The following is a 26,592-nucleotide window of genomic DNA, read 5'->3' as shown; positions in this document are numbered from 1 at the left end:
TCTACGATGCGGGCATGAAGGATGAATCGGCACAGGCCCGCTGGGAACAGCACACTCAGCGTCCCCTGCTCGCGCTCGCGGTGGCCTTCGCCGTCGCCTACGCCGTGCCGATCGTGGACAGCGACGCCGGCCGGTCGCTGGCTCTCACCTGCACGGTGGTGGAGTGGACGGTGTGGGGGGCCTTCGCCGCCGACTATCTCGTCCGGCTGGCGCTGGCCCCTCGGCGACGCGACTTCGTGCGCGGGCACTGGCTCGATCTGTGCGCGGTGGTGCTGCCGATCCTCCAGCCGCTGCGGCTGCTGCGGCTCGTCGCCACCCTGATGCTGGTGGGACGGCGCGCGCGGATGGCCTCGCAGATCCGCCTGACGACGTACGTCGGCGGCGCGGTGATCGGGCTGCTGATGTTCGGCTCGCTCGCGGTGCTGTCCGTGGAGCGGGACTCGCCCGACGGGAACATCAGAACGCTGGGCGACGCGGTGTGGTGGTCGTTCACGACCATGACGACGGTGGGGTACGGCGATCACGCCCCGACCACCGGGATGGGCCGGGTGCTCGCGGTCGGCCTGATGCTCTCCGGCATCGCGCTGCTCGGTGTCGTCACCGCCAACATCGCCGCCTGGTTCATCTCCCGCTTCGAGAAGGACGACATCGAGGAGCGCCGGCAGACCGCCGCGATCGAGGCGCTGACCGAGGAGGTGCGGGCCCTGCGCGCGGAGGTCGCCGCACTGTCCGGCGGGGCGGCCTCGGGTGTGCCGCACCCGGTGCCGGGAACGGTGGAGGATGCCGCGCACCGGCCCGCGTACATCACGGTGGACGGCCGCTCCGCCGGGGCGGACGACCGTCCACTGAAGTGACGCCGCGCGGCGCGGCCGGTCAGAACAGACCGTTGCCCGGGCCCGCCGAGCCCGCGAGCCAGAGGACCGCGAGCAGTGTGTCGACGGCACCGAGGACCACGGCGGTCAGGGCCGGCCAGGGTCCTGAGCCCGCCCAGCGGCGGCCCATGGACAGATAGCCGCAGACGATGGCCGCCGGGCCGAGGACGATCCCCAGCGTGAAGAATCCGGCGACCGCGCAGACGAGGCCGATGATGCCAAGGGTCGCGCGATCCGGCCCGCTCCCTGACCTCGTACGGCCACGTGAACGGGGGTACCTGCGCGTACCGTGTCCGAAGCCCGCCATCATCAACTCCTGAACTCCCTTGACCTTTCGGTCGGTTGACCTTTCGGTCGGTTCGGGTCGATGCGTCGGGTACCCCCGTTCCTCACCTTCAGACCTGCACGCGCGCTGCCCCCCTCCGGCAGCGCGCCGCAGCTCCGGCCGTCCCCCGGGTCGTACGGAGGACTTGACCCACTGTGACCTGGGGCGCGGACCGAGCGGGAGGGATCTTCAGCCGAGTCACCCTGATAGGCGAAACCGGCCGGGACGCCCCGGCCGGTCGACGGCTGCCGGACGACCGGCGTGCGGTCGTCCGGCGGTAGGCGGAAGGCCCGTCAGATGTGCCCGGCACCCGCCCCGACGGCCTCCGCGTTCTCGCCCCGCTTGGTGAGCATCGCGACGAAGACCGCCACGACGGCCACTCCGGCGGCGACGAGACAGGCCAGGCTCATGCCGGAGATGAACGTGTCGTGGGCGACGTCGGTGATCTGCGCGGCGATGGCGGCCGGCGTGTCCTTGGTGACCGGCGCGGCACCGACCTGCACCGCCTCGCCGGCCTGGTCGAGCTGGGCCGGGGTGAGCGGCGGGAGCTTGGCGTCCGCCCAGTTGCCCGCGAGGTCGCCGTCGACCTTGGAGGCCATGACGGCGCCGAGCACCGCCGTGCCGAGGCTGCCGCCGATCTGCATCGCGGCCTGCTGGAGACCGCCGGCGACACCGGACAGCTCCATCGGCGCGTTGCCGACGATGACCTCGGTCGCGCCGACCATGACCGGCGCGAGGCCGAGGCCGAGGAGCGCGAACCAGAGCGACATGATGCCGCTGCCCGTGTCCGTCTTCAGCGTGGACATGCCGAACATGGCGATCGCGGTGAGGGCCATGCCGCCGGCCAGCGGGATGCGCGGCCCGGACTTGGTGATCAGCGCGCCGGCCAGCGGCGAGCCCACGATCATCATGCCGGTGAGGGGCAGCAGGTGCAGACCGGCGTCGACCGGGCTCATGCCGTGCACGTTCTGCAGGTAGAAGGTGACGAAGAACAGGCCGCCCATGAAGGCGATGGCCATCAGCACCATGAGGACGACACCGGCCGACAGGGCGACGGACCGGAAGAGTCCGAGCGGGATGAGCGGCTCGCCCACCTTGGTCTCCCAGACGGCGAAGAGCACGAAGCCCAGCACCGAGGCGCCCAGGAAGGCCCAGGTCGTACCGGCGCCCCAGCCCCAGGTCGGAGCCTTGATGAGCGCCCAGACCAGGCAGAACATGGCGCCGGACAGCAGCGCGATGCCGGGCAGGTCGAAGGAGCGGGGGGCCTTCTCGGCGCGGTGGTCGGTGAGGATGACCAGGCCGAGGACCAGCGCGACGAGGCCGACGGGCACGTTGATGAAGAACACCGACTGCCAGCTGACGTGCTGGACCAGCAGACCACCGAGGATCGGGCCGCCCGCGGTGGAGGCGCCGATGACCATGCCCCAGATGCCGATCGCCATGTTCAGCTTCTCGGCCGGGAAGGTCGCGCGCAGCAGGCCGAGCGCGGCCGGCATCAGCAGCGCGCCGAACAGGCCCTGGAAGACGCGGAAGGTGACCACCAGGGCGATGCTGTCGGACAGGCCGATGGCCCCCGAGGCGGCGGCGAAGCCGACCACGCCGATGAGGAAGGTCTGCCGGTGCCCGAACCGGTCACCGAGCTTGCCCGCGGTGATCAGGGTGACCGCGAGGGCCAGGAAGTAGCCGTTGGTGATCCACTGGACGTCGGCGAAGCTGGCGCCGAGGTCCTTCTGGATGGCCGGGTTGGCGATGGCGACGATGGTGCCGTCCAGGGCCACCATCATGACCCCGACGGCCACGGTGATGAGGGTGAACCACGGATGGCCGCGCAGCCCCTTGGCCGGAGCCTGGCCCGACGTGTCGAGCGGACTCCTGTCCCCCGGACCCGTCTTGTCGAGGGTGGTCTGACTAGTCATGCGTCGGAGGCTAGTGACAGTCGCTGACAGTTGACAAACCAATTCACAAGTCGGTAACTGTCACGTCACTCACAGATAGGCTGAACCGGTCGAACCGCAGGGAAGCGAGGGTCATGGAGACGGCGGACACGATCGGGACGGCACCGCGCCCGGGCCTGCGCGAACGCAAGAAGCAGCGCACCCGGGACGCGCTGCTGCGAGCCGCCCTCGAACTGTTCACCACCCAGGGGTACGAGCAGACGACCGTCGACGAGATCGCCGACGCCGTCGACGTGTCCCAGCGCACCTTCTTCCGCTACTTCGCGGGCAAGGAGGACGTCGCCCTGTTCGTCCAGCGGCTCGCCGAGTCGCACTTCCTCGCCGCCGTGCGCGAACGGCCGCCCCACGAAGCGCCGTTGGAGGCGCTTCGGCGGGCCGTCCTGGAGAGCTGGGACACCATCGGCGAGGCGATCGAGGCGGTCATCCCGATCGAACTGCACATGCGCACCTTCCAGTTGATCGAGTCGACCCCCGCCCTGCTCGCCGCCCACCTGCGCCGCTCCGCCGAAATGGAGGAGGAGATCGCCGGGGTGATCGCCGAGCGCGAGGGTCTGGACGTCGACGCGGACCCCCGCCCACGCGTGGCGGTCGCCGTGTTCGGCGGGGTGATGCGGGTCACGGGACGACTGTGGGGGGCGGGCGAGGACACCAGCGTCGAGGCGATCCGCGCACTGACGGCGTCCTATCTCGACCATGTGGGGCCCGCGTTGGCGGAGAAGTGGCGCACGTAGCGTCACATCTCGCACAGGCGTCGCAGCAATTCGGCCACGCAGCGTGAGTATTTAACTCAAACTGAACCCGGTTTGCCCCAATTACCCCACCAGAAACGTGATCCCGCTCACTCGTTTAACGTGAGGCACTCTGCTTCTCCTAGGGTGTCCTCTCAGTGACTTCCTTCGACACATCTCCCCAACTCAACGTCTGGCGCGCGCTGCTCGCGCTGGCCGTGGTGTTCGTGATGCTCGCCACAAGTGGCTGGACCGCTCTCCACAGCCACCGCGGAGCCACCCCGCTCCAGGCGTCCCGCGACGCCTGGCAGCACGGGCACATCGCCGGACGGGCGCTCCCCGACGCCGAGTCGGCGCCGGGCGTGCTGGCCCGCTTCTTCGCGACGCTCGACGCCCAGCAGCGCACCCGGCTCGCCCACCGCTACCCGCTCGCGGTCGGCAACATGAACGGCGCGCCGGTGACCCTGCGCTACCGGGCGAACCGCATCGCCCTCGACCAGCAGCGCAAGGTCGAGCGCAAGCGCATGCACGACAACCGGCTGTCGCCCCTCGGCCAGCGCGACGCGGGCCGCCGTATGGACCGCTACGAGGCCCTGCTGCACAAGGGCCGCAAGATCCTCGCCTTCGACCCCATCGGGTCGGGCCGGGTCGCCGAGGTCTTCGGCAGCCTCGACAAGGCGGAGCGGATCTCGGTCGTGGTGCCCGGGGTCGACACCGACCTGCTGACCTTCCAGCGCACCTCCAAGAAGTACTCGGCTCCGGTCGGCATGGCACGTTCGCTGTACGCGGAGGAACGCGCAGCGGGTCCGGGCACGCGCACCGCCGTGATCGCCTGGGCCGACTACACGGCGCCCAGCGGGCTCGGCATGGACGCGGCCACCGCGATGCGGGCGAAGGAGGGCGCGGTACGGCTGAACGCGCTGCTGCGGGCCCTGCCGGGGGAAGCGCCGGTGGCGCTGTACTGCCACAGCTACGGCTCCGTACTGTGCGGGGTCGCCGCCCACGAGCTGCCCACCCGGGTCTCCGACATAGCGGTGGCGGGAAGCCCCGGGATGCGGACCGACAAGGCGGCCGACCTGCACACCACGGCGCGGGTCTGGGCGATGCGGGACCGCGACGACTGGATCCAGGACGTGCCGTACCTGGAGGTCGGCGGTCTCGGGCACGGCGCCGACCCGGTGTCGAAGGGGTTCGGTGCGCGGGTGCTGTCCGCGGACAGGGCGCAGGGGCACGCCGGCTACTTCGAGCCGGGCACGGAGAGCCTCCGCAACTTCGCGGAGATCGGTGTTGGCGCGTACCGCGCGGTGAGCTGCGCACGTGACGATGAAGCGTGCCGGGCGGGTTTGTCCGACGCCGCGTCGGCCTGACGCGCGTAGAGAGCGAAAAACTGCGGTCCGTACGAGGAGGCGACGGAGGCTTGCGTGCCGCATACGATGGCCCGCATGGGTGACGTACTGGCCGGATTTCATGCCGCCTGGGAGTTCGAGTCCGACTCCGTGCTCATCCGCTTCGAACGGGGGATTCGTACGCCGAAGCTGTTCCAGGCGCTCGGTGAACGCCGTATCCCCCTGGAGGCGATCGCGGCGGTGACGCTGACGCCCGGGAAGCGCGGCACGGTCGTTCTGCGCGCCGTGCCACGGGCGGGCGCCGATCCGCTGATGGAGGCTGCCGCGGGACAGCTGAAGGAGGGGTGCGACCCCTACCGGCTGGTGCTGCCCGCCGACCGCGAGACCCTCGCCGAGTACTACGCGGACGAACTGCGCGACCGACTCACCACCGACGACGAACCGGCCGAACGCCATCTGGTGGATCCGCCCGCGGGGCCGCTGCATTTCAAGGCGTACGACGGGAAGGCCTCCTTCGACGGCAGGGCGGTGTCCTTCCGCTGGTTCTGGACGGGAGCCTCCTCCGCGAAGTGGAAGGCCGGCGACCAGAGTTTCCCGGTCGCCGACCTGAGCGGGGTCGAGTGGCGCTCCCCCGAGGTCTTCGAGGGCCACCTGCGGCTCCTGCGCCGTGCACCGGCGGCCCAGCAGCCCGCCCAGGCCGACCAGGACCCGGCGGCCGTCGTCTTCGGCCTCGGCTACGGCCCGGTGCACGAGTCGCTGCCCTTCGCCGCCGCCGTACTGGCCGCGGTACGGTCCGCCGGCCCCACAGCCGTCGCCGCACCGGCTCCCCGCCGCGATCCGGCCGACATCGCCGACCGGATCCGTCACCTCGGCGAACTGCACGAGGCCGGGCTCGTCACGGACGAGGAGTTCAGCAGCAAGAAGGCCGAACTGCTGGCGGAGCTGTAGGAAAGCCGCCGCACCCGGAATGCCGCCCACTCCGGCACACACCCGTGTCCCGGGCAGGAAATCCCAGCCCGTCCGGCGCTTGAGGACAAGGCCGTCCAGACCGAAGCGGGGATCCAGGGCGGCAGCCCCCGGGGACAACGGGGACGGACAGCGAATCCCAGCCCGTCCGGCGCTTGAGGACAAGGCCGTCCAGGCCGAAGCCGGGGGTCCGGGGGCGGCAGCCCCCGGGACAAGGGGACGGGCAGGGGCGGAGGGGGCGAAACCCGCGTTACTCCCGGCCCGCCGACGAGAACGTCATGTCGGCGTACCGGTCCCCGGCGACCTTCCCGGCGATGGGTTCGAGCAGGTCCAGCTCCTCCTGAGTCAGGACGATCCGCGTCGCGGCGGCGTTCTCCTCGACGCGACCACGCTTGGTGGTGCCAGGAATCGGCACCACGGTGAGCCCGTGCACGGCGGCCCGCTGCTGGACCCAGGCCAGCGCGACCTGCCCGAGCGACACGTCGTGCGCCTCCGCGACAGCCCGCACCTGCTCCAGCAGCGCCACATTGGCGACCGCGTTGTCACCGGTGAAGCGAGGCATCGTGCGCCGGAAGTCCCCCGAGGCCAGATCCTGGTCGGCGTCGGCGAACGACCCCGTGAGAAAGCCCCGGCCGAGCGGCGAGTAGGGCACGAGCGCCACCCCCAGCCGACGCGCCTCCGGCACGACACCCGCCTCGATGTCGCGGCTGAACAGCGACCACTCCGACTGCACGGCCGCGATCGGGTGCACGGTCCGCGCCGCCCGCAGCTCGCCGGCCGTCACCTCGCTCAGGCCCAGGTGCTTGACCTTGCCCTCCCGCACCAGGTCCGCCATGACGCCGACGGTCTCCTCGATGGGGACGTGCACGTCACGGCGGTGCATGTAGTAGAGGTCGATCACGTCTACGTCCAGCCGCCTCAGGCTCGCCTCGACGGCCTGCCGGACGTACGGCGCGTCGTTGCGGATGATCCGCTTCGTCGGCTGGTCCGGCGGCACCGAGATGGCGAACTTGGTGGCGAGGACCACGTCGTCCCGGTGTGCCTTGACGAAGGGCGCGAGGAACTCCTCGTTCCCGCCCTGGCCGTACGCGTCGGCGGTGTCGAAGAGCGTGACGCCGAGTTCCAGCGCCCTCTCCAGGGTGTCCCGCGACGCCTCCGCGTCCCGCGGCCCGTACGCCCAGCTCATGCCCATGCAGCCGAGCCCCTGCACGCCGACCTCGGGCCCCCCGTCGCCGAGCCGGACCCTGCCGATGGCGCTGTCCGTCATCAGGACCTCTCCGACGCCAGGGCCCGCCCCGCGTCCGCATAGAAGTTGATCTTGTGGTCGAGCACCGCGAGCGTGTCCTGGAGCTCCTCGATCCGCGCCTTGACGTCCCGGCGCGTCGCCTCCAGGAGCTCGTAGCGCTCGATGTAGGTGTGGTCGCCCTCGCGCACGAGTTCCGCGTACCGGACCATGTCGGCCACGGGCATCCCGGTGAGCCGGAGCTTGCCGACGAGGCCCAGCCAGTCGAGGTCGCGGTTGCTGTACCGGCGCTGCCCGGTGTGCGAGCGGTCGATGTGCGGCATCAGCCCGATGCGCTCGTACCAGCGCAGGGTGTGCGCGGTGAGGCCGGTGAAGGCGACGACCTCGCTGATCGTGTAGTTGTCCTGGCCGTCCGGGCGCCGGTGCCGCTCGGGTGGCGCCGCGCAGAGGTCGGTCCTGCTCCTGGTGCCGGTCTCGGCGGCCTCGGCCGTGGTCTCCATCACCGTCATGGCCTCCACGCTAGAACCTTGGAGTGCACTCCAAGCAAGCGGAATCAGGTGAAATTCCGGCGACTCGGCCCGGAGCGGGTGGATACCGTGCCGATCATGAGTCTCGTACGACGTGCCGTGCCCGAGGACGCCGGGGAAGTACTGCGTCTGCGCCAGGTGATGATCGACTCGCTGGGGGCACCCGGCGACGCTCCGCCGGACGCCTCCGCATGGCAGGCGGAGTCCCTCCCGACCGTACGCGGGCGGCTGGCCGACACCGACGGTACCTTCGCCGCCTTCGTCGTCGACGATCCCGACCGTCCCGGCACCCTGGCGGCACTCGTCGTCGGGACCGTCGAGTACCGGATCGGCCGCGCGGGCAACCCGCACGGCCGGGTCGGCCACGTCTTCAGCGTCGCCACCGACCCGGGCACCCGGCGCCGCGGCTACGCCCGCGCGTGCATGGAGGCGCTCCTCGACTGGTTCCGCGAGCGGGGCGCCGCGCAGGTCGACCTCAACGCGTCCGCGGAGGCCGAGCCGCTGTACGCCGCCCTCGGCTTCGTGCGCAAGCCGGACCCCTCGATGCGTCTCCAGCTGTGAGCCGCTTACGCTCGTAGGCATGTCCCTGCAGAGCCTGGCGCTGATCTCGAACTGGCCCGTTCCCACCGCCGCCGCGGCGGTCGTCCGCGCGGACGGCGCGGTACTGGGGACGCACGGCCCGCTGGAACACCGTTTCAAGCTCGCGTCGGTCACCAAGCCGCTCGCCGCGTACGCGGCGCTCGTCGCGTACGAGGAGGGGGCGATCGACCTCGACGAACCGGCCGGACCCGCGGGGGCGACGGTCCGTCATCTGCTCGCGCACACCTCCGGACTCGCCTTCGACGAGCACCGTACGACCTCCGCGCCCGGGGAGCGGCGGCTGTACTCCAATGCCGGGTTCGAGGTGCTCGGGGACCACATCGCCAAGGCGACCGACATCCCCTTCGGCGAGTACCTGCGCCAGGCGGTGCTGCACCCGCTGGGCATGACGTCGACCACACTCGACGGCTCGCCCGCCAAGGACGGCGTGTCCACGGTGGCCGACCTCGTCCGCTTCGCCGCCGAGGTGCAGGCACCGCGGCTGCTCGACCCGCGGACGGTCGCGGAGGCGATGAGCGTGCAGTACCCGGGGACGAAGGGCGTGCTGCCGGGGTACGGGCACCAGAACCCCAACGACTGGGGTCTCGGGTTCGAGATCCGCGACCACAAGTCGCCGCACTGGACCGGGAATTCGTCCTCGCCCCGCACCTTCGGGCACTTCGGTCAGTCCGGCACGTTCCTGTGGGTGGACCCGGTGGCGGGCGCGGCGTGCGTCGCGCTGACGGACCGGGCCTTCGGGCCCTGGGCGGCCGAGGTGTGGACGCCTTTCACCGACGGCGTGCTGGCGGACCTCCGCCGCTGAGCCGGGGACGGCTCACGGCGCGGTCATCTCCCACAGCAGGAGCTCCGCCGGGGCGCCCGCCACGGCCTCCAGGTCCTTCGCCTCGGTGATCCGCGCGGCGTCCCCGGCCGCCAGTTCCTCGCCGTCCAGGCGGATTTCGCCGCGCACGACGTGCACATAGACGAAGGGCGCGTCGGGGACCGCCGTACGCTCCCCCGCAGTCAGCCGGCGGACGTGCAGCATGGCACCCGCCTCGGGCACCGCGTACGGCGTGGAGTCCGCGATGCCGTGGACGATCTCGTACGCCGGGTCGCCGCCCGGCTCCAGCGGGGCCAGCCACATCTGCACGAAGACGAGCGGCTCCGTGCCGTCGTTGCGTTCCGCGTGCCGGACACCGCCCGCGGAGCTCAGCCGCTGGACGTCGCCGGAGCGCACCACCGAGGCGTGCCCGGCCGAGTCCCGGTGGGTCAGCTCGCCCTCCACCACCCACGTGACGATCTCGGTGTGGCTGTGCGGGTGCTCGTCGAAGCCCGCGCCGGGCGCGAGCCGCTCCTCGTTGCAGGCGATCACGGCACCGAAGCGGAGGTTGTCCGGGTCGTAGTGCGGACCGAAGGAAAAGGCGTGGAGGGAGGAGATCCCGGCCTCCGGATCCCCTCCGTGGTAGCGCTCGTCGGCGCGGCGGACGTCCATCACAGGGACCACCGTAGCCGCCGGTCCGACGCCCTTCGCGCGCTTAGCGGTGACCCGCCGCCGCACGGCTCCGTCCTGATAAGGCAGTCTTGTCCCGTGCCCGAACCCGAAGCCAGCAACACCGACCGCCCGTCGCACGACGTCCACACGCACTCCGCGACCCTGAGGCGACTGGAGAAGTCGTCCGGAAGTCTCGCCGCCCAGGCCATCGCGCGGATGGACGAGACGCTGCCCTGGTACCGGGCCATGCCACCGGAGAACCGTTCCTGGATCGGGCTCGTCGCGCAGGCCGGTATCGCGGCCTTCACCGAGTGGTTCCGGCATCCGGACGCTCCGCAGGCCATCTCCACCGACGTCTTCGGCACGGCTCCGCGCGAGCTGACCCGGGCGATCACCCTGCGCCAGACCGTCGAGATGGTGCGGACGACCATCGAGGTCATGGAGAGCGCCATCGACGAGGTGGCCGCCCCGGGCGACGAGTCCGTGCTGCGCGAGGCGCTCCTCGTCTACGCCCGCGAGATCGCCTTCGCCACGGCCCAGGTGTACGCGCAGGCGGCGGAGGCACGCGGTGCCTGGGACGCCCGCCTGGAGTCGCTCGTCGTGAACGCGGTGCTCTCCGGCGAGGCGGACGAGGGCGCCGTCAGCCGGGCCGCCGCCCTCGGCTGGAACTCCCCCGAGCACGTCTGCGTAGTGCTGGGCACGGCACCCGACGGGGACAGCGAACTGACCGTGGAGGCGATCCGGCGAGCCGCCCGGCACGCCAAGCTCCAGGTGCTCACCGGGGTCCTCGGGGACCGGCTCGTCGTCATCGCGGGAGGCAACGACAACCCGCTCGCCGTCGCCAAGTCGCTGATCGGACCGTATGCCGCCGGCCCCGTCGTGGCCGGGCCGATCGTGCCCGACCTGCTCGCCGCGACCCGCTCCGCGCAGGCCGCCGCCGCCGGGCTCAAGGCGTGTTTCGCCTGGCAGGACGCCCCGCGGCCGGTTCTCGCGGACGATCTGCTGCCGGAGCGCGCGATCGCCGGAGACCCGTCCGCGCGCGAACAGCTGGTGGAGGAGATCTACAGACCGCTGGAGGAAGCCGGCTCCGCGCTACTGGAGACCCTCAGCGTCTACCTGGAACAGGCGAGCAGCCTCGAAGGCGCGGCCCGCATGCTCTTCGTCCATCCCAACACCGTGCGCTACCGGCTCCGACGTGTGACTGACGTCACCGGCTGGTCGCCGTCGGATGTACGCTCCGCATTCACCCTGCGCATCGCGCTGATCCTGGGGCGTCTGACCGATGGAGATCCTCAGACCTAGCCTTTTGTCGGGGACCTACAATTCCCCTTCGTGTTCTTCGTCCCTGTCCCCACGGGCGGCCGTGGCCGTCCACAAGAGAGAGTGTGAGAGTGCTCGTACTCGTCGCTCCCGGCCAGGGCGCCCAGACGCCCGGCTTCCTGACTCCTTGGCTCGAACTCCCCGGCGCCGCCGACCGCATTGCCGCGTGGTCGGAGGCCATCGGACTCGACCTCGCCCACTACGGCACGCAGGCCGACGCGGACGCGATCCGGGACACGGCTGTCGCGCAGCCGCTGCTCGTCGCCGCGGGTCTTCTGTCCGCCGCGGCACTCGGTGACATCGCGCCCGGTGCCGTCGCGGGCCACAGCGTCGGTGAGATCACCGCCGCCGCGTTCGCCGGAGTGCTCGACGACACCGCCGCGCTCCAGCTCGTCCGCAAGCGGGGCCTGGCGATGGCCGATGCCGCCGCCATCACGCAGACCGGCATGTCGGCGCTCCTCGGCGGTGACCCGGAGACGACGGTCCCGCACCTGGAGAAGCTCGGCCTCACCCCGGCCAACGTGAACGGCGCGGGCCAGATCGTGGCCGCCGGCACCCTGGAGCAACTGGCCGCCCTGGAGGCGGACAAGCCGGAGGGCGTACGCCGTGTCGTCGCCCTGAAGGTCGCGGGCGCGTTCCACACCGCTCACATGGCCCCCGCGGTCGACGCGCTCGCGAAGGCCGCCGAGGACCTGACGCCGGCGGATCCGACGGTCCGTTACGTCTCGAACAAGGACGGCCGGGTCGTCGACACCGGTGCCGAGGTCGTCTCGCGCCTGGTCGGCCAGGTCGCCAACCCGGTGCGCTGGGACCTGTGCATGCGGACGTTCGAGGACCTCGGCGCGACCACGCTGATCGAGGTGTGCCCCGGCGGCACGCTCACCGGTCTGGCCAAGCGCGCGCTGCCCGGGGTCCGGACGCTGGCCCTGAAGACCCCCGAAGACCTCGACGCGGCTCGCGAACTCGTCGCCGAGCACAGCGCGGCCTAAGGAGCCCGAGAGCATGTCGAAGATCAAGGCACCCAAGGGCGCTCCTTTCGCCCGCATCCTCGGTGTCGGCGGCTACCGCCCCGTCCGGGTCGTGCCCAACGAGGTGATCCTGGAGACGATCGACTCGTCCGACGAGTGGATCCGCTCGCGCTCCGGCATCCAGACCCGGCACTGGGCCTCCGACGAGGAGACCGTCGCCGCGATGTCGATCGAGGCGTCCGGCAAGGCCATCGCCGACGCCGGGATCGACGCCGACCAGATCGGCGCCGTGGTGGTCTCCACCGTGTCCCACTTCAGCCAGACCCCGGCCATCGCCACCGAGATCGCCGACAAGCTCGGCACGAACAAGGCCGCCGCCTTCGACATCTCGGCCGGCTGCGCGGGCTTCGGCTACGGTCTGACCCTCGCGAAGGGCATGATCGTCGAGGGTTCGGCCGAGTACGTCCTCGTCATCGGCGTGGAGCGGCTGTCCGACCTCACCGACCTGGAGGACCGCGCCACGGCCTTCCTGTTCGGCGACGGCGCGGGCGCGGTCGTCGTGGGTCCCTCGCAGGAGCCGCACATCGGCCCCACCGTGTGGGGCTCGGAGGGCGACAAGGCCGGCACCATCAAGCAGACCGTGCCGTGGGACCGTTTCCGCATCGGCGACGTCTCGCAGCTTCCGCTCGACTCCAAGGGCGAGATCAAGTTCCCTGCGATCACGCAGGAAGGCCAGGCGGTGTTCCGCTGGGCCGTTTTCGAGATGGCGAAGGTCGCCAAGGAGGCGCTCGACGCCGCCGGACTTTCGCCGGACGACCTGGACGTCTTCATTCCCCACCAGGCCAACGAGCGGATCATCGACTCGATGGTGAAGACGCTCAAACTGCCGGAGCACGTCACGGTCGCCCGCGACGTACGCACCACCGGCAACACATCGGCCGCCTCGATCCCGCTCGCGATGGAGCGGCTCCTGGCGACCGGTGAGGCGAAGAGCGGCGACACCGCGCTCGTCATCGGATTCGGGGCGGGTCTCGTGTACGCCGCCACGGTCGTTACCCTCCCCTAGGCACACCGTCCGGATCATCTCCGGCCGGAGTACCGCCACACCCTCTGGATACACACCGAAGGAGCGCCTGACATGGCCGCCACTCAGGAAGAGATCGTCGAAGGTCTCGCCGAGATCGTCAACGAGATCGCCGGCATCCCCACCGAGGACGTCCAGCTGGACAAGTCCTTCACCGACGACCTGGACGTCGACTCGCTGTCCATGGTCGAGGTCGTCGTCGCCGCCGAAGAGCGCTTCGACGTGAAGATCCCGGACGACGACGTCAAGAACCTCAAGACCGTCGGCGACGCGACCGACTACATCCTCAAGCACCAGGCCTGATCTACCGATCACCTGGGCTGGAGCTCCGGTTCCGTCCGGGCTCCGAGCCCCGGTCCGCCTGGGCCGCATGCCCCGCCACCCGGCGGTGGCGCCGCTGAATCCTCGTATCCGTTGGAGAAAGAATTCCCGTGAGCCCGACCAATCGCACCGTGGTCGTCACCGGTATCGGCGCAACCACACCGCTGGGTGGCGACGCAGCCTCTACCTGGGAGGGCCTGGTCGCCGGACGTTCCGGTGTCCGTCCCCTGGAGCAGGAGTGGGCCGCCGACCAGGCGGTCCGTATCGCGGCACAGATCGCCGTGGAGCCGGGCGAGGTCATCCCCCGTCCGCAGGCCCGCCGGCTGGACCGCTCGGCGCAGTTCGCGCTCATCGCGGCCAAGGAGGCCTGGGCCGACGCCGGTTTCACCGACAAGGCGGGCGAGGACGCGAGCGTCGACCCCGACCGGCTCGGTGCCGTCATCGCCTCCGGCATCGGCGGCGTGACGACCCTGCTCGACCAGTACGACGTGCTGAAGGAGAAGGGCGTACGCCGCGTCTCCCCGCACACCGTGCCGATGCTGATGCCGAACGGCCCGTCCGCCAACGTGGGCCTCGCCGTGGGCGCCCGCGCCGGTGTCCACACCCCGGTCTCCGCCTGCGCCTCCGGCGCCGAGGCCATCGGCTACGCCATCGAGATGATCCGCACGGGCCGCGCCGACGTCGTCGTCGCCGGTGGCACCGAGGCGGCCATCCACCCGCTTCCCATCGCCGCGTTCGGCAACATGATGGCGATGTCCAAGAACAACGACGACCCGCAGGGTGCCTCGCGCCCCTACGACGTCGACCGTGACGGCTTCGTCCTCGGCGAGGGCGCCGGCGTCCTCGTCCTGGAGTCCGCCGAGCACGCCGCCAAGCGTGGCGCCCGCGTCTACGCGGAGGCCGTCGGCCAGGGCATCTCGGCCGACGCCCACGACATCGTGCAGCCGGAGCCCGAGGGCCGCGGCATCTCGCACGCCTTGCAGAACCTGCTCGACAACACCGACCTGGACCCCGCCGAGATCGTGCACGTGAACGCGCACGCCACCTCGACGCCGGCCGGTGACGTGGCCGAACTGAAGGCGCTGCGCAAGGTGTTCGGCGACGACGCCGACCACATCGCGGTGTCCGCCACCAAGTCGATGACCGGACACCTGCTCGGCGGCGCCGGCGGTGTCGAGTCGGTCGCGTCGGTGCTCGCGCTGTACCACCGGGTCGCCCCGCCGACCATCAACGTCGAGAACCTCGACCCCGAGGCCGAGGCCAACGCCGACATCGTCCGCGGTGAGGCGCGCAAGCTGCCCGTCGACGGGCGGATCGCCGCGCTGAACGACTCGTTCGGGTTCGGCGGGCACAACGTGGTGCTGGCGTTCCGTACCGTCTGACGGCCGTAGTCGTACTGAACGGCGTGTGGCCCGTACCCCTTGTCCGGGGGTACGGGCCACACGCCGTTCGTCGTCGGTTGCGTGCCCTCTGCGGGCCGGTGGGGGCTTGTCGCGCAGTTCCCCGCGCCCCTTCGGGACGCTCCTGCACAGGGCCGCTCGAAAGCCGGACCCCTCTGGGCGGGACGCTGGTAAGCCGGATGACCGTAGGTCAGACCACCTGGTGGAGCCAGCGGACCGGGGCGCCCTCGCCCGCGTAGCGGAAGGGCTCCAGCTCGTCGTCCCAGGGCTTGCCGAGGAGTTTGGCGATCTCGGCCTCCAGGTCGGTCTCGCCGCGCTGGGAGCGGAGCAGGGCGGCGCGCAGCCGGTCCTCGGGGATCAGGATGTCGCCGTGGATCCCGGTGACCGCGTGGAAGATGCCCAGGTCGGGGGTGCAGCTGTAGCGCTCGCCCTCGGCGGTGGGGCAGGGCTCGGCGGTGACCTCGAAGCGCAGCATCTGCCAGCCGCGCAGCGCGGAGGCGAGTTTGGAGGCCGTGCCGACCTCGCCCTTCCAGGAGAACTCCGATCTCCAGGTGCCGGGCGCGGCGGGCTGCCGGATCCAGTCGAGGTTCACGCGCGTGCCGAGTACCCCGGCGACCGCCCACTCGACGTGCGGGCACAGCGCGCGGGGCGCGGAGTGCACGTAGAGAACTCCACGTGTCGTCACTGGGGCCTCCGGACAGAGCGAGACATCTTGTAACTTAGCGGAACGGCAGTGGCAGGGCGGCCACGGGGCGAGGCTACCGTGCGGCGGCGCAAGGAGTGTGACGTACCGTCGGTCCCGACGCCTGGAAACACCGAGGTTTCACCCATGGGGACGCGGTGCTGCCGACCGGGCACGACGCGGTGCCACCAATGGCCTACGGCGCGACACCGACCGGCGCGCCCGAAGGGTGTGACCGACCCTGCACAACGAACGAGGGGACCTGGGGATGCGGAACCGCAGTCACCGTTCACGGGCCGTCGTCGCCGTCGCGGCGGCGGCCCTCCTGGGCGTCGCCGGGTGCGACGCCTCCGGTGGCAACTCCCCGGCGCCGAGAGACACGTCCACGGCGCATCCGTCCCCGAAGCCGACGCCCACGTGGAACACCAGCCCGCGGTCGCTGGCCGCCGTCGGCGACTCCATCACGCGGGGCTTCGACGCCTGCGCCGTGCTGTCGGACTGCCCCGAGGTGTCCTGGGCGACGGGCAGCGACGCGCAGGTCAAATCCCTCGCCGTGCGGCTGCTCGGGAAGGCCGGGGCCGCCGAGCACAGCTGGAACTACGCGGTGACCGGCGCCCGGATGGCGGACCTGCCCGGACAGATGGCGCAGGCGGCGACCCGGCGGCCGGAGCTGGTGACGGTGATGGCGGGAGCCAACGACGCCTGCCGTGCTTCGGCCTCCGCGATGACGTCCGTGGCGGACTTCCGCGCCGGCTTCCAGGACGCGATGGACACGCTGCGTGCGGCCCTGCCCAAGACCCAGGTGTACGTGTCGAGCGTGCCGGATCTGAAGCGACTGTGGTCCCAGGGCCGTACGAGCGCGCTCGGCAAGCAGATCTGGAAGCTGGGGATCTGCCCGTCGATGCTGGGGGACGCGGACGCCCTGGACTCGGCGGCGACGCTGCGGCGCGCCAAGGTGCAGAACCGCGTCGAGGCGTACAACGAGGTGCTGCGCGAGGTGTGTGCCAAGGACCGGCGGTGCCGCTTCGACGGCGGCGCGGTCTTCGAGTACCGCTTCGACACGGAGCAACTGAGCCACTGGGACTGGTTCCACCCGAGCAAGGACGGGCAGGCACGGCTGGCCGAGATCGCCTACCGCAACATCACCGCGCCCAATCCGGTGACCTAGGGTTCGCTCATGAGCGAACTTTTCAGCACACTTTCCGACGGCACCGCGGTCCATCGCTGGACTCTGGAGCGGTCGGGTGTGCGGGTGCGGATCCTGACGTACGGCGGGATCGTGCAGTCGGCCGAGATCCCCGACCGGGACGGGCGGACCGCGAACGTGGTGCTGGGCTTCCCCGACCTCGCGGGCTATCTCGCGCACCCGCAGCCGTACTTCGGCGCGCTGGTCGGCCGGTACGCGAACCGGATCGCGGGCGCCCGCTTCCCGCTCGACGGCTTCACCTACCACCTGACCCCGAACGACGGCCCGAACTCGCTGCACGGCGGCGAGTTCGGCTTCGACAAGCGGGTGTGGGACGCCGAGCCGGTCGACGGGGGCGTGCGGCTGTCGCGGGTCGGCCCGCACGGCGAGGAGGGCTTCCCGGGCCGGCTGGCCGTCTCGGCGACGTACACGCTCGACGCGGACGGCTCGCTGCGGATCGCGTACGAGGCGCGCACCGACGCGCCGACCGTGGTGAACCTGACCAGCCACACCTACTGGAACCTGAGCGGCGCGGGCAGCGCCGGAGGGCACGAACTGCGCCTCGCCGCCGCGCGGCTGACGCCGGTGGACGCGGACCTCATCCCGACCGGGGAGCTCGCCTCCGTCGAGGGCACGCGCTTCGACTTCCGGCAGTCCCGGAAGGTCGGCGCCGGGTACGACCACAACTTCGTGCTCGACAAGGGGGTGACGGACACCCCCGTCGAGGTGGCGGAGCTGCACGACCCGGACTCCGGGCGCCTGCTGACCGTCTCGACCACCGAGCCGGGGCTCCAGCTCTACACGGCGGACCACCTCGACGAATCGCTCCCCTACGCGCCCGGTGACGGGATCGCGCTGGAGACGCAGCACTTCCCCGACTCGCCGAACCGGCCGGGCTTCCCGAGCACCGAGCTGCGACCGGGCGGGGTGTACCGGTCGGAGACCGTGTTCGGCTTCTCCGTACGCGAACGGTGACCGTCCCGCCCCGCGGTCCGCGCCGGTGAGAGCGGGCGCAGAACGGGGCGAGCCCCGGTCCGGAGGTCAGGTTCCGGGCCGGGGCTGGTCCTGGGGGCGGCTCGCGCCCGTCACACCTCGATGATCGTGCTCAGACGACGGTCCGTGAGGGAACGGCCTGCCTGAACCTCGTACGAACCCTTCACAAACGCCCACGATGCGCTGTTCTCGTCCCAGATCTCGAAGGCGCGCCGCGGGAGTTCCACAACGGCCTCCACGCTCTGGCCCGGTCCGGCCTCGACGCCCGCGAAGGCGGCGAGCCGGCGGGCGGGCCGCCCGGGATCGGCCTCCACCGGGGCGAGGTAGATCTGGACGACCTCGCGTCCGGCGCGCTCGCCGCTGTTGCGGACGCGGACCGTCGCGGTCGTCCCCTCGACCTCGATCGACTCGTAGGTCCAGTCGGTGTAGCCGAGGCCGTGCCCGAAGGCGTACGAGGGAGTCCTGCCCTCCCTGTCCCAGGCTCGGTAGCCGATGAACAGGTCCTCGCTGTACGGGAGTGCGCCGCCGTCCGGGACGACCTGGGTGACCGGGGCCTGCGCGAGGGAGCCCCAGGTGGTGGGCAGGCGGCCGCCCGGCTCGTGCGCCCCGGTGAGGACGTCGGCGAGCGCAGAGCCGCCCTCCTGGCCGGGGAACCAGCTCAGCAGCACCGCTGCGACCTCGTCACGCCACGGCAGCTCGACCGGGGAACCGGAGTTGACGACGACCACGGTGTTCGGGTTGGCGGCGGCGACGGCGTGCACCAGCTCGTCCTGACGGCCCGGCAGACGCAGGTCCTTCCGGTCGAAGCCCTCGGACTCGACGCGCTCGGTGGTGGCGACCACCACGACGGCCGTGTCCGCGGCGCGGGCCGCCTCGACGGCCTCGGCGATCAGTTCGTCGGGGTCGCGCAAGGGTTCCTGATGGGTCAGCGTGAAGGTGATCGCCTTCATCGGCATGCCCTCGGGGAGGGCCACGACCTGGGTGAGGGAGACCTCCACCGGCTCGCCCGCGGTGAGCTCGGCCCGGGCCCGGGGCACGGGGGCGCCGAAGAACGACAGGAACGGGTCGTCCTTGTCGGCGCGCTGGACGTCGTCGAAGTACGTGACGCCGTCGACGGTGAGGGTGAAGGCGCCCAGGCCCCTGATGCCGAAGGTGTGCGGGCCGCCGACGCGCGGCGTGAACCGGCCGGTCAGCTCAATGGTGTGCAGGGCGTCGTGGGTGACCCCCTCGGGCAGGTCGGTGCCCATCCACTGGATGTGGCCGTTGGGCGCGGAGCCGGTGCCGATGGTCTCCCCGTGTGCGTCGCGGCAGACGGCGCGCAGCTCGAAGCCCTGGTCGGCGACGGCGAGTTCCTCGTTCGGGTCGGCGCCCACGGTGTAGCTGAGCGCGCCTTCGGGCAGGGCGGCGGTCAGGCCGTCCAGCGGGGAGACGACGCGGGCGGGGAAGACGGTGGCGGAGCCTCCGCCGAGAACGCGGGCGTCGCGGGCGGCGGCGCCGATCAGCGCGACCGTGCCCGGCTTCAGGGGGAGCGCCCTGCTTCCGTCGCGGGACTCGTTGCATACCAGGACGAAGGCGCGGCGGGCGATCTCGCGGGCCAGGGCCTCTCCGTCGACGGTGGCCGGCGGCTCGGTGACGACCGGGTCCGCGCCGTCCAGGATGCCGACGCGGGCGGCGAGGCGCAGGACGTTGCGGACGGCGTCGTCGACGGTGGACTCCTGGACCCGTCCGTCGCGGACGGCCCGGGCGAGCGGCGCGCCGTAGACGGTTCGCGGGCCGGGCATGGCGACGTCCAGTCCGCCCTCGACGGCGGCCGTGGTGGAGCGGGCCGCGGTCCAGTCGGAGACGTTGAAGCCGTCGAAGCCCCACTCGCCGCGCAGGATCGCGTTCACGAGGTGGCGGTGCTCGGTCATCGTGGTGCCGTTGACCGAGTTGTAGGCGGTCATGATGCCCCAGGGGCGGGCGTTCTCCACGATGGCCTCGAAGGGGGCCAGGTAGAGCTCGCGCAGCGCGCGTTCGGAGACCAGGTTGTCCACCGTGAAGCGGTCGGTCTCGGCGTCGTTGGCGACGAAGTGTTTGACGGTGGTGCCGACGCCGCCCGACTGCACGCCCCGCACGTAGCCCGAGCCGATGACGCCGGTCAGGTACGGGTCCTCGCTGTACGCCTCGAAGTGCCGCCCGCCGAGCGGGGAACGGTGCAGGTTCACGGTGGGCGCGAGGAGGACGTGGACGCCCTTGCGGCGGGCCTCCTGGGCGAGCAGGACGCCGGCACGCTCGGCGAGGGCCGGGTCCCAGGTGGCGGCGAGCGCGGTGGGGGACGGGAGGGCGATCGACGGGTCGTCCGAGGTCCAGCGCACCCCGCGGACCCCGATCGGGCCGTCGGACATCACGAGGGACCGCAGTCCGATCTCGGGGAGCGCGGGCAGCGTCCACATGTCCTGCCCGGACAGCAGTCGGGCCTTCGCGTCCAGATCGAGCCGGCCGAGAGCCGCCTCGACGACGGCCTCACGGGCGTTGTCGTGCCGATCCCGCCTGTCCTGCCTGTCCTGCCTGTCCTGCCTGTCCTTCACGGTATCCGCCACCGCGGCACCTCCTCGTCGAAGTCCTGGACGCCCCTCATCCTGCACCCACTACCTGTAGAGCGGTAGGTTTCGTGACCTCGCCGTTATTCGGAAGGTGATCGGATGCCGTACGGTGACGCCATGGCGGCCAGGACCAGGAGCGAGGAGCGGCGCGCGGAGATCGTGCGCGCGGCCCTCGATGTGATCGCCGAGCGCGGCTACCGGGGCGCGAGCCTCGCCGCCGTCGCCGAGCGGGTGGGCCTCACCCAGCAGGGGCTGCTGCACCACTTCCCGACGAAGGAGGCGCTGCTCGTCGCGGTGCTCAAGGAGCGGGACCAGTGGGACGCCGTGCCCGACTCCCGGTGGCGGGCCGACCTGCTCGCCTCGCTCGTCGAGTACAACGCGATGCGGCCCGGGATCATCCAGACCTTCTCCGCGCTGCTCGGCGAGAGCGTCACCGAGGGGCACCCGGCGCGGGAGTTCTTCACCGAGCGGTACGGCACCGTGCGCGCGAGCATGGCGGCGGTGCTGCGCGCCGAGTACGGGGAGCGACTCCCCGGCGGACTCACGCCGGAGCGTGCCGCCCCCCTGCTCGTGGCGGTGATGGACGGGCTCCAGTACCAGTGGCTGCTGGACCCGGAGTCGGTGGACATGCCGGCCGCCTTCCGGGACTTCCTCGCGCTGCTGGGCGAGGACCCGGGACCGGGCGGGGCCTGAGCGCCGATCGCGCCCGGTCCGCCGCGGCTCCCCGGCACCACCTGCGCCCGCGGCCGTCCCCTCCCCGGCCGCGGCTCTCCCGGCACACCCTCACGGGATCGCCGCGACGACCTCGACCTCGACGAGGGCGTCCGGCTCGAAGAGGCGGGAGACCTCGAAGGTCATGCTGGTGGGGGCGGTCCCGGTGAGGAACTCGCGCCGCACGGCGCCGTATTCGCCGATGCCGTCGATGTCGGTCAGATACGTGCGGATGTTGATGACGTCGGCGAGGGTCGCGCCGTGCGCCTCGAGCAGGGCGCCGAGCGCCTCGAAGACCCCGCGGCTCTGGGTGGCCAGGTCCGGGCCGTCCGCCACCTGCCCGGACACGTACAACAGGACGCCTCCGCCCGGGAGTTCGACGCGGGCGACCTGCGAGTAGTAGGAGTTGGCGGGCTGCGGCGCGGAGGCCGGGTTGTCGAGTGTGATCTGCACGTTGATCCCCTCAGGCCGAGGTGCGGATGTGGGTGACGGCGCGCGCGACGTCCGCGCGGGCGACGGCCGGGTCCGCGGCGGCGGACCGGTAGTGCTCCAGTACGGCTTCCAGGGCGGGCAGTCGGGCCGCCTCGACCGCCAGGCCCACGTCCTTCACCGCGAGCGAGGTGCCGAAGTGCACGCCGTCGGCGAAGGCACGGGCGACGGCGCCGCCGAGCGGACTGTTCGCGAGGGCGGTGCGCGCGGTGTCGTCGTCGAGGCCGAGGGCCCGCGCGAGGACCATGCTCTCGGCGACCAGGGCGAGCCCGCCGAGGACGGCGGAGTTGACGACCAGTTTGAGCGCGGCGCCCGAGCCGGACGGGCCGGTGCGGGTCACCGTCCCGAGGTGCGCCAGCACCCGCTCGACGCGGGCCGTGTCACCGCCCGCGAGGATGCCGAGCGCGCCCGCCTGCGCCCGGTCCGTGCTGCCCATGACCGGCGCGTCGACCAGCGTCACGCCCTCCCCGAGTCGCGCGGCCAGTTCCCCGACGACGTCCGGGCCGACCGTCGACATCTCCACCCAGCTGGCGCCCGCGCGCAGTTCCGGGAGGACGGCGCCGGCGACCGCGTCGAGCGCGGCCGGGTCGGCGAGCATCGTGATCACCACGTCCGCGTCACGCACCGCCTCGGCCGGGGACGCGGCGAGCACGGCCCCCCGCGCGACGAGCGGTGCCGCCTTGCCCGACGTCCGGTTCCAGACGGTCAACGGGTGCCCGGCGTCCAGGAGTCGGCCCGCCATGGGCGCGCCCATGTGTCCCAGCCCCAGGAAGGCGATCTTCTCCATCGTGTCCATGGGCGTGACGCTAGGCGGGCCACTGTGATGCGACAAGCGAATGTCTAGCATGGAGTTCATGCCGAATCCGCATACCGAGATCTCGGACTCCCTCCCGCCGGACGCATCGGCACCGGACTCCTCGCCATCGGACTCCCTGCCACCGGGCGACCCGGCACCCCAGGGCGCCCCCGACCTGAGCACCACGTGGCTGCGGGTCTTCCTGGAGGTGGCCCGGCACGGTTCGTTCACCGTGGCGGCGCGGACGCTCGGGTGGACCCAGTCGGCGGTGTCGCGCCAGATCTCCTCGCTGGAGGCGGCGCTCGGTGGGGCGCCCCTCTTCGACCGGCTGCCCCGGGGCGTTCGGCTGACGGAGGCCGGGCAGGTCCTCGTGCCGCACGCCGAGTCGGTGGTCGAGCGGCTCCTCGGGGCCGGTCGCGAGCTGGCCGCACTGCGGGAGAGGGCCTGCGGACGCCTGCGGGTGGGCGCCTTCGCCACGGCGGACGCTGCCCTCGTCCCGCGGGCCATCGCGGCGTTCCGGGTCCGCAGCCCCGGGGTGCGGCTCAGCCGCGAGGAAGGGCTCACCCCCGCTCTGCTGGACCGGCTCTCCGCCGGCCGGCTCGATCTGGCGGTCGTGTCGACGACGGGCCGGGCCCGACTGGACACCTGCGCCCTGCACCACATCCTCGACGAGTCCCTGTACGTCGCCGTCCCCGCCGGGCATCCGCTCGCCGCCGAACCGTCCGTGCGGCTGCCCCGGCTCGCCGACGCCGACTGGATCTCCGGTGGTCCGCGCCCCGAGGGCACCCTCCTCGCCGCGGCCCTGCGGCACGGATTCCGGCCGCGCGTCGCACACGTCGTCGCCGAGTGGACGGCCAAGCTGGGATACGTCGCCGCCGGGCTCGGCGTCACCCTGGTCCCGGCGCTCGCGGCGGAGTCCGTGCGGCCCGACGTCGCCCTGCTCCGGGTGCTCGACGAGGACGCGCCGGCACGGGCGGTGTACGCGGCGACCGTGCGCGGGCGGCCCCTGACCCCGGCGGCGGAGGCGTTCCTGGCCGCGCTGCGGGAGTCGGCGACGAGGATCCCCGGCACCCGTGCCGGCGGGGCGATGTGAACCGTCCGGCCGCGCCCACCCCCTCTCCAGGGCGGCTTGAACCGTCCGGTCGCACGGGTCCCCCGGGCCTCCTGGGCCACGCGCCATGGCGTGTGCCCCGGCCGTCACGGGATACTGCCGCCGTCCGGCAGCGTCCCCCGAGCTCCCGACCGCGCAGGAGCGAGGGTCTCCCCCCATCCCGGCGACGGAAGGTACGAACTCCCTTGACTCACCGATGCGTTCGGATCGGCATTCTCGGACTCACCCTCGTGGCGGGACTCGCGACGGCCCCCACGGCCGGCGCGGGCACCGCGCCCGGCACCGCAGCCGCCGCCCCCACTGCCGCCGCATCCCCCACCGTGGAGGAGCAGCGGCTCGACCGGGCGGCGCCCCAGGAGATCCTGCGCCGTTCCGGATTCGACTCCGTGGCACCACGGTTCGCGCGGGCCCTCGGCGACGCGGACTCCTACGCCGAGGCGGAGCGCCTCGTCGACCGGCAGGGGGCCCGGCTGTGGCGGCGGGCCGTCGACCGGGCCCAGGGCCGGGGCCCCGCGGGCGGCGACCTCAGCCGTGACGACGACCGTCCGCTGTACTGGGCACGTCTGGGCATGACCCGCGAAATCCGCTCGTGGGAGCCGGAGTTCGGCCTTTCGGACAGCCGGCGGGCCAGGCTGCTGGACACCCTGGAGCGGACCTCACGCGGCCAGGACACCGTCCGCTACCCGCACGGCCGGAACGTACGGCGCATCCTGGTCACCGGCTTCGACCCGTTCACGCTGGACCGCGACGTCCGGATCTCCAACCCCTCGGGAGCCACCGCGCTCGCCCTCGACGGCACCGTGATCGAGACCGCGCACGGTCCCGCCCGCGTCGAGACCGTCGTCTTCCCGGTGCGCTGGCAGGACTTCACCGACGGGACGGTCGAGCGGACGCTGCGTCCGCACCTGCCGCACGTCGACCTGTTCACCACGGTCAGCCAGGGGCGCGTCGGCCGCTTCGACGTCGAGCGCACCAACGGGGCCTGGCGGGGCGGCTTCCCGGACAATCTGAACGTCCCGGTGACCGGCACCGTCCCGGTCACCGATCCGGCCTCGCAGCCCCAGTGGACGTCGACGACACTGCCGTACGCGGCGATCGTCGCCGCCCCCACCGGCCGCTTCCCCGTCTACGACAACACCACGGTGACCGAGATCCCGGCGGGCGGCAGCGCGCCGGTCGTCCGCCCCGACGGCCCCACCGACGGCTCGACGGCCCGTGCCGGTGGCGGCGGCGACTACCTGTCGAACGAGATCGCGTACCGCGCGACCCTGCTGCGCGACCGCCTCGGCCTGCACTCCTCGCTGCCCGGAGGGCATGTGCACACGCCCGTGCTCCAGTTCGGCACGGGCAACACGGACCCGGCGACCGGTACGGTCACCGACCCCGAGTTCGTGCGCAACCGGCTGGACATCATCGCGCAGGCGCGGGCGATCCTGACGGTCGCCGCGGACACGAGCGCCGCCGTCAGTGGGACGGAGCGAAGGCGAGACTGATGCCGAGCCCGGCCAGGACGGATCCGATGACCTTGTTCAGGACCTTCTGGCCGCGCAACATCAGCGTGCGCATCCGGTCGTGCGAGAAGAACACGGCGACCACGCCGAACCACAGCAGGTGGGCGAGGGACATGAACAGCCCGTAGCCCGCCTGCTGGTAGAGCGGCGTGCCGGGGCTGACGACCTGGGCGAACGTCGACACCACGAAGAGCGTCGTCTTCGGGTTGAGGACGTTGGTGAGGAACCCGGTGCGCAGCGCGGCCCACGGGGTCAGCTCCGTCTTGTTCTCCAGGTCCACCTCGACGTCGCCGCGCGCGCGGAACGTGCGGACGCCGATGTACACGAGGTACGCCGCGCCGATCAGCTTGATCACCGTGAACAGGGCGGTCGAGGACGCGATCAGCAGGCCCACGCCCAGCATCGTGTACGTCACGTGCACGAGGACGCCGGCGGCGACACCGGTGGCGGCCAGCAGGCCCGTCCTGCGGCCGTAGAGGTAGCTGTTGCGGACCACCATGGCGAAGTCGGCGCCCGGGGCGACGACGGCCAGGACGGTGATGACGGCGACGGCGAGTATCTCGGTCACGGGGTGACTTCCTCCTCGGGAGCGTCCGCTCCGGTCTCGGCGGTCTCCTCGTCGAGGAGTTCACGCGCCATCAGGGTGGCGCCGGCGACGGCTCCGGGCATCAGGAACACGGCCACGAACGGCACCAGGAACGCGAGGCCCAGCGGGGTGCCGAAGCCCCAGACCAGCATCTTGCGGGAGCGGAGCAGGGTGAGGCGTTCGCGCAGATCGACGCGGCGGCGTTGCAGGGCGACCGCGACGAGTTCCTCGGTGAGGAAGAAGCCGGTGACGAAGAATCCGATCACCGGGACGGCGGTCTGGCCGACGAAGGGCACGAAGCCCAGGGCGAAGAGCAGTACGCCCCAGACGGCGGCCCGTACGAGGATGCGGAGGCTGTCGCGCCCGGAGATCCACAGTTCCCGCCAGAGCGGCAGCCCCGACTCGGGGGCCGTGCCGTCCGGGGAGACGTCCCGGTCGACCTTCTCGGAGAGGTTCTCGTAGAACGGCTGCCCCACGAGGAGGGTGACCGCCGTGAAGGTGAGGACGGCGAGGAGCAGGGCCAGGGCGACGAGCACGGCGGTGAGGAAGCCCCGGAACAGTCCCTGCCAGGGGCTGGTCCAGTCGTCCGCGAAGGGGGTCGCCCAGCCGATGAAGTCCTCGCCGTACAGGGCGAGAGAGACGAGGGCCGCCGCGTACAGGACCAGGGTGATGAGGCCCGGGAGCAGGCCGAAGCCGAACTGCTTCCCGTGCCCGGCCACCCATCGCTGGCCCCGCACCAAGTAACCGAAGCCCACCCCAAGATCGCGCATGAGGGGAACTCTAGCGGGGCGGGCCTCCGGGCCGGGGCGGGCCCTGTGG

27 protein-coding genes are annotated in these 26,592 nt (G+C 72.0%); 16 read left to right on the top strand and 11 right to left on the bottom strand.

Annotated features, from left to right (window positions below):
* The first annotated feature begins 14 nt into the window (after window positions 1–14).
* Window positions 15–854: a potassium channel family protein gene (locus ABEB03_RS06785; protein ID WP_345642759.1), complete on the top strand. Its 840-nt coding sequence runs from the start codon at window positions 15–17 to the stop codon at window positions 852–854.
* Between the two features lie 19 nt (window positions 855–873).
* On the opposite strand, the gene ABEB03_RS06780 is transcribed toward ABEB03_RS06785, so the two are convergent.
* Window positions 874–1,182, bottom strand: coding sequence for a small hydrophobic protein (locus tag ABEB03_RS06780; protein ID WP_345642756.1), 309 nt, complete (start codon window positions 1,180–1,182; stop codon window positions 874–876).
* A gap of 308 nt (window positions 1,183–1,490) precedes the next feature.
* Window positions 1,491–3,113, bottom strand: coding sequence for an MFS transporter (locus tag ABEB03_RS06775; protein WP_345642753.1), 1,623 nt, complete (start codon window positions 3,111–3,113; stop codon window positions 1,491–1,493).
* Between the two features lie 113 nt (window positions 3,114–3,226).
* Between ABEB03_RS06775 and ABEB03_RS06770 the strand changes: the two genes are divergently transcribed.
* From ABEB03_RS06770 to ABEB03_RS06760, 3 genes are all read left to right on the top strand, one after another.
* Complete coding sequence (locus ABEB03_RS06770; protein ID WP_345642750.1) at window positions 3,227–3,883, top strand: TetR family transcriptional regulator; 657 nt, start codon at window positions 3,227–3,229, stop codon at window positions 3,881–3,883.
* Between the two features lie 155 nt (window positions 3,884–4,038).
* Window positions 4,039–5,247, top strand: a complete 1,209-nt coding sequence (locus ABEB03_RS06765; protein WP_345642745.1) for an alpha/beta hydrolase — start codon at window positions 4,039–4,041, stop codon at window positions 5,245–5,247.
* Between the two features lie 75 nt (window positions 5,248–5,322).
* Window positions 5,323–6,174, top strand: a complete 852-nt coding sequence (locus tag ABEB03_RS06760; protein WP_345642740.1) for a DUF4429 domain-containing protein — start codon at window positions 5,323–5,325, stop codon at window positions 6,172–6,174.
* A gap of 268 nt (window positions 6,175–6,442) precedes the next feature.
* Here ABEB03_RS06760 and ABEB03_RS06755 read toward each other — a convergent pair whose 3' ends face one another.
* Window positions 6,443–7,459: an aldo/keto reductase gene (locus ABEB03_RS06755; RefSeq protein ID WP_345642737.1), complete on the bottom strand. Its 1,017-nt coding sequence runs from the start codon at window positions 7,457–7,459 to the stop codon at window positions 6,443–6,445.
* Window positions 7,459–7,944, bottom strand: coding sequence for a MerR family transcriptional regulator (locus tag ABEB03_RS06750; RefSeq protein ID WP_345642733.1), 486 nt, complete (start codon window positions 7,942–7,944; stop codon window positions 7,459–7,461). Before ABEB03_RS06750 ends, ABEB03_RS06755 begins: the two co-directional genes overlap by 1 nt.
* Window positions 7,945–8,040: 96 nt before the next feature.
* On the opposite strand from ABEB03_RS06750, the gene ABEB03_RS06745 reads away from it, so the two are divergent.
* Window positions 8,041–8,523, top strand: a complete 483-nt coding sequence (locus ABEB03_RS06745; RefSeq protein WP_345642730.1) for a GNAT family N-acetyltransferase — start codon at window positions 8,041–8,043, stop codon at window positions 8,521–8,523.
* Between the two features lie 19 nt (window positions 8,524–8,542).
* Window positions 8,543–9,364, top strand: a complete 822-nt coding sequence (locus ABEB03_RS06740; protein ID WP_345642727.1) for a serine hydrolase domain-containing protein — start codon at window positions 8,543–8,545, stop codon at window positions 9,362–9,364.
* Window positions 9,365–9,376: 12 nt separating this feature from the next.
* On the opposite strand, the gene ABEB03_RS06735 is transcribed toward ABEB03_RS06740, so the two are convergent.
* Window positions 9,377–10,036, bottom strand: coding sequence for a pirin family protein (locus ABEB03_RS06735; RefSeq protein ID WP_345642724.1), 660 nt, complete (start codon window positions 10,034–10,036; stop codon window positions 9,377–9,379).
* 93 nt (window positions 10,037–10,129) lie between these two features.
* Between ABEB03_RS06735 and fasR the strand changes: the two genes are divergently transcribed.
* The 5 genes from fasR to fabF all read left to right on the top strand — a co-directional run bounded on the left by fasR (window position 10,130) and on the right by fabF (window position 15,108).
* Window positions 10,130–11,335, top strand: a complete 1,206-nt coding sequence (fasR, locus tag ABEB03_RS06730) for a fatty acid biosynthesis transcriptional regulator FasR (protein ID WP_028800938.1) — start codon at window positions 10,130–10,132, stop codon at window positions 11,333–11,335.
* Window positions 11,336–11,424: 89 nt separating this feature from the next.
* Window positions 11,425–12,342 carry an ACP S-malonyltransferase gene (locus ABEB03_RS06725; RefSeq protein ID WP_345642718.1) on the top strand — a complete coding sequence of 306 codons (918 nt, stop codon included), beginning with the start codon at window positions 11,425–11,427 and terminating at the stop codon, window positions 12,340–12,342.
* Between the two features lie 13 nt (window positions 12,343–12,355).
* The gene (locus tag ABEB03_RS06720) at window positions 12,356–13,387 is read left to right on the top strand and encodes a ketoacyl-ACP synthase III (protein ID WP_028800940.1); all 1,032 of its coding nucleotides are present in this window, start codon (window positions 12,356–12,358) and stop codon (window positions 13,385–13,387) included.
* A 72-nt stretch (window positions 13,388–13,459) separates the two neighbouring features.
* The gene (locus tag ABEB03_RS06715) at window positions 13,460–13,708 is read left to right on the top strand and encodes an acyl carrier protein (protein ID WP_028800941.1); all 249 of its coding nucleotides are present in this window, start codon (window positions 13,460–13,462) and stop codon (window positions 13,706–13,708) included.
* Between the two features lie 128 nt (window positions 13,709–13,836).
* Window positions 13,837–15,108 carry a beta-ketoacyl-ACP synthase II gene (fabF, locus tag ABEB03_RS06710; protein ID WP_345642707.1) on the top strand — a complete coding sequence of 424 codons (1,272 nt, stop codon included), beginning with the start codon at window positions 13,837–13,839 and terminating at the stop codon, window positions 15,106–15,108.
* 208 nt (window positions 15,109–15,316) lie between these two features.
* On the opposite strand, the gene ABEB03_RS06705 is transcribed toward fabF, so the two are convergent.
* A complete protein-coding gene (locus ABEB03_RS06705; RefSeq protein WP_345642704.1) occupies window positions 15,317–15,811 on the bottom strand; it encodes a DUF3145 domain-containing protein in 495 nt (164 codons plus the stop codon).
* A gap of 265 nt (window positions 15,812–16,076) precedes the next feature.
* On the opposite strand from ABEB03_RS06705, the gene ABEB03_RS06700 reads away from it, so the two are divergent.
* Window positions 16,077–16,976 (top strand): SGNH/GDSL hydrolase family protein, encoded by a 900-nt coding sequence (locus ABEB03_RS06700; RefSeq protein ID WP_345642700.1) that lies wholly within the window; start codon window positions 16,077–16,079, stop codon window positions 16,974–16,976.
* Window positions 16,977–16,985: 9 nt separating this feature from the next.
* Entirely contained in the window at window positions 16,986–17,969 is a 984-nt protein-coding gene (locus ABEB03_RS06695) for an aldose epimerase family protein (protein WP_345642698.1), read from the top strand.
* A 110-nt stretch (window positions 17,970–18,079) separates the two neighbouring features.
* On the opposite strand, the gene ABEB03_RS06690 is transcribed toward ABEB03_RS06695, so the two are convergent.
* Complete coding sequence (locus ABEB03_RS06690) at window positions 18,080–20,554, bottom strand: glycoside hydrolase family 3 protein (RefSeq protein WP_345644132.1); 2,475 nt, start codon at window positions 20,552–20,554, stop codon at window positions 18,080–18,082.
* A gap of 114 nt (window positions 20,555–20,668) precedes the next feature.
* Here ABEB03_RS06690 and ABEB03_RS06685 point away from each other — a divergent pair, with 114 nt between their 5' ends.
* Window positions 20,669–21,262: a TetR/AcrR family transcriptional regulator gene (locus tag ABEB03_RS06685; RefSeq protein WP_345642696.1), complete on the top strand. Its 594-nt coding sequence runs from the start codon at window positions 20,669–20,671 to the stop codon at window positions 21,260–21,262.
* Between the two features lie 90 nt (window positions 21,263–21,352).
* On the opposite strand, the gene ABEB03_RS06680 is transcribed toward ABEB03_RS06685, so the two are convergent.
* Both ABEB03_RS06680 and ABEB03_RS06675 read right to left on the bottom strand, forming a co-directional pair.
* Entirely contained in the window at window positions 21,353–21,733 is a 381-nt protein-coding gene (locus ABEB03_RS06680; protein ID WP_345642693.1) for a RidA family protein, read from the bottom strand.
* Window positions 21,734–21,743: 10 nt separating this feature from the next.
* Window positions 21,744–22,565 carry an NAD(P)-dependent oxidoreductase gene (locus ABEB03_RS06675; RefSeq protein WP_345642690.1) on the bottom strand — a complete coding sequence of 274 codons (822 nt, stop codon included), beginning with the start codon at window positions 22,563–22,565 and terminating at the stop codon, window positions 21,744–21,746.
* A gap of 58 nt (window positions 22,566–22,623) precedes the next feature.
* On the opposite strand from ABEB03_RS06675, the gene ABEB03_RS06670 reads away from it, so the two are divergent.
* Window positions 22,624–23,658 (top strand): LysR family transcriptional regulator, encoded by a 1,035-nt coding sequence (locus ABEB03_RS06670; protein ID WP_345642687.1) that lies wholly within the window; start codon window positions 22,624–22,626, stop codon window positions 23,656–23,658.
* Between the two features lie 203 nt (window positions 23,659–23,861).
* Window positions 23,862–25,169, top strand: coding sequence for a pyroglutamyl-peptidase I (locus ABEB03_RS06665; RefSeq protein ID WP_345642683.1), 1,308 nt, complete (start codon window positions 23,862–23,864; stop codon window positions 25,167–25,169).
* Here ABEB03_RS06665 and ABEB03_RS06660 read toward each other — a convergent pair.
* Together ABEB03_RS06660 and ABEB03_RS06655 are read right to left on the bottom strand one after the other, a co-directional pair.
* Window positions 25,141–25,755 (bottom strand): LysE family translocator, encoded by a 615-nt coding sequence (locus tag ABEB03_RS06660; protein WP_345642678.1) that lies wholly within the window; start codon window positions 25,753–25,755, stop codon window positions 25,141–25,143. The genes ABEB03_RS06665 and ABEB03_RS06660 overlap by 29 nt on opposite strands.
* Window positions 25,752–26,543 (bottom strand): EI24 domain-containing protein, encoded by a 792-nt coding sequence (locus ABEB03_RS06655; RefSeq protein ID WP_345642672.1) that lies wholly within the window; start codon window positions 26,541–26,543, stop codon window positions 25,752–25,754. Before ABEB03_RS06655 ends, ABEB03_RS06660 begins: the two co-directional genes overlap by 4 nt.
* Window positions 26,544–26,592 lie beyond the last annotated feature (49 nt).

Source organism: Streptomyces siamensis (assembly GCF_039543605.1).
Lineage (GTDB): Bacteria > Actinomycetota > Actinomycetes > Streptomycetales > Streptomycetaceae > Streptomyces > Streptomyces siamensis.
This window is presented reverse-complemented; position numbering and strand designations above follow the sequence as displayed.

Coding starts and splice junctions, on each gene's coding strand:
- ABEB03_RS06670 (WP_345642687.1), top strand. CDS start 22,624: ATGCCGAATCCGCATACCGAGATCTCGGACTCCCTCCCGCCGGACGCA.
- ABEB03_RS06740 (WP_345642727.1), top strand. CDS start 8,543: ATGTCCCTGCAGAGCCTGGCGCTGATCTCGAACTGGCCCGTTCCCACC.
- ABEB03_RS06695 (WP_345642698.1), top strand. CDS start 16,986: ATGAGCGAACTTTTCAGCACACTTTCCGACGGCACCGCGGTCCATCGC.
- ABEB03_RS06785 (WP_345642759.1), top strand. CDS start 15: ATGAAGGATGAATCGGCACAGGCCCGCTGGGAACAGCACACTCAGCGT.
- ABEB03_RS06745 (WP_345642730.1), top strand. CDS start 8,041: ATGAGTCTCGTACGACGTGCCGTGCCCGAGGACGCCGGGGAAGTACTG.
- ABEB03_RS06775 (WP_345642753.1), bottom strand. CDS start 3,113: ATGACTAGTCAGACCACCCTCGACAAGACGGGTCCGGGGGACAGGAGT.
- ABEB03_RS06755 (WP_345642737.1), bottom strand. CDS start 7,459: ATGACGGACAGCGCCATCGGCAGGGTCCGGCTCGGCGACGGGGGGCCC.
- ABEB03_RS06715 (WP_028800941.1), top strand. CDS start 13,460: ATGGCCGCCACTCAGGAAGAGATCGTCGAAGGTCTCGCCGAGATCGTC.
- ABEB03_RS06780 (WP_345642756.1), bottom strand. CDS start 1,182: ATGATGGCGGGCTTCGGACACGGTACGCGCAGGTACCCCCGTTCACGT.
- ABEB03_RS06760 (WP_345642740.1), top strand. CDS start 5,323: ATGGGTGACGTACTGGCCGGATTTCATGCCGCCTGGGAGTTCGAGTCC.
- ABEB03_RS06720 (WP_028800940.1), top strand. CDS start 12,356: ATGTCGAAGATCAAGGCACCCAAGGGCGCTCCTTTCGCCCGCATCCTC.
- ABEB03_RS06750 (WP_345642733.1), bottom strand. CDS start 7,944: ATGACGGTGATGGAGACCACGGCCGAGGCCGCCGAGACCGGCACCAGG.
- ABEB03_RS06655 (WP_345642672.1), bottom strand. CDS start 26,543: ATGCGCGATCTTGGGGTGGGCTTCGGTTACTTGGTGCGGGGCCAGCGA.
- ABEB03_RS06700 (WP_345642700.1), top strand. CDS start 16,077: ATGCGGAACCGCAGTCACCGTTCACGGGCCGTCGTCGCCGTCGCGGCG.
- ABEB03_RS06675 (WP_345642690.1), bottom strand. CDS start 22,565: ATGGACACGATGGAGAAGATCGCCTTCCTGGGGCTGGGACACATGGGC.
- ABEB03_RS06685 (WP_345642696.1), top strand. CDS start 20,669: ATGCCGTACGGTGACGCCATGGCGGCCAGGACCAGGAGCGAGGAGCGG.
- ABEB03_RS06770 (WP_345642750.1), top strand. CDS start 3,227: ATGGAGACGGCGGACACGATCGGGACGGCACCGCGCCCGGGCCTGCGC.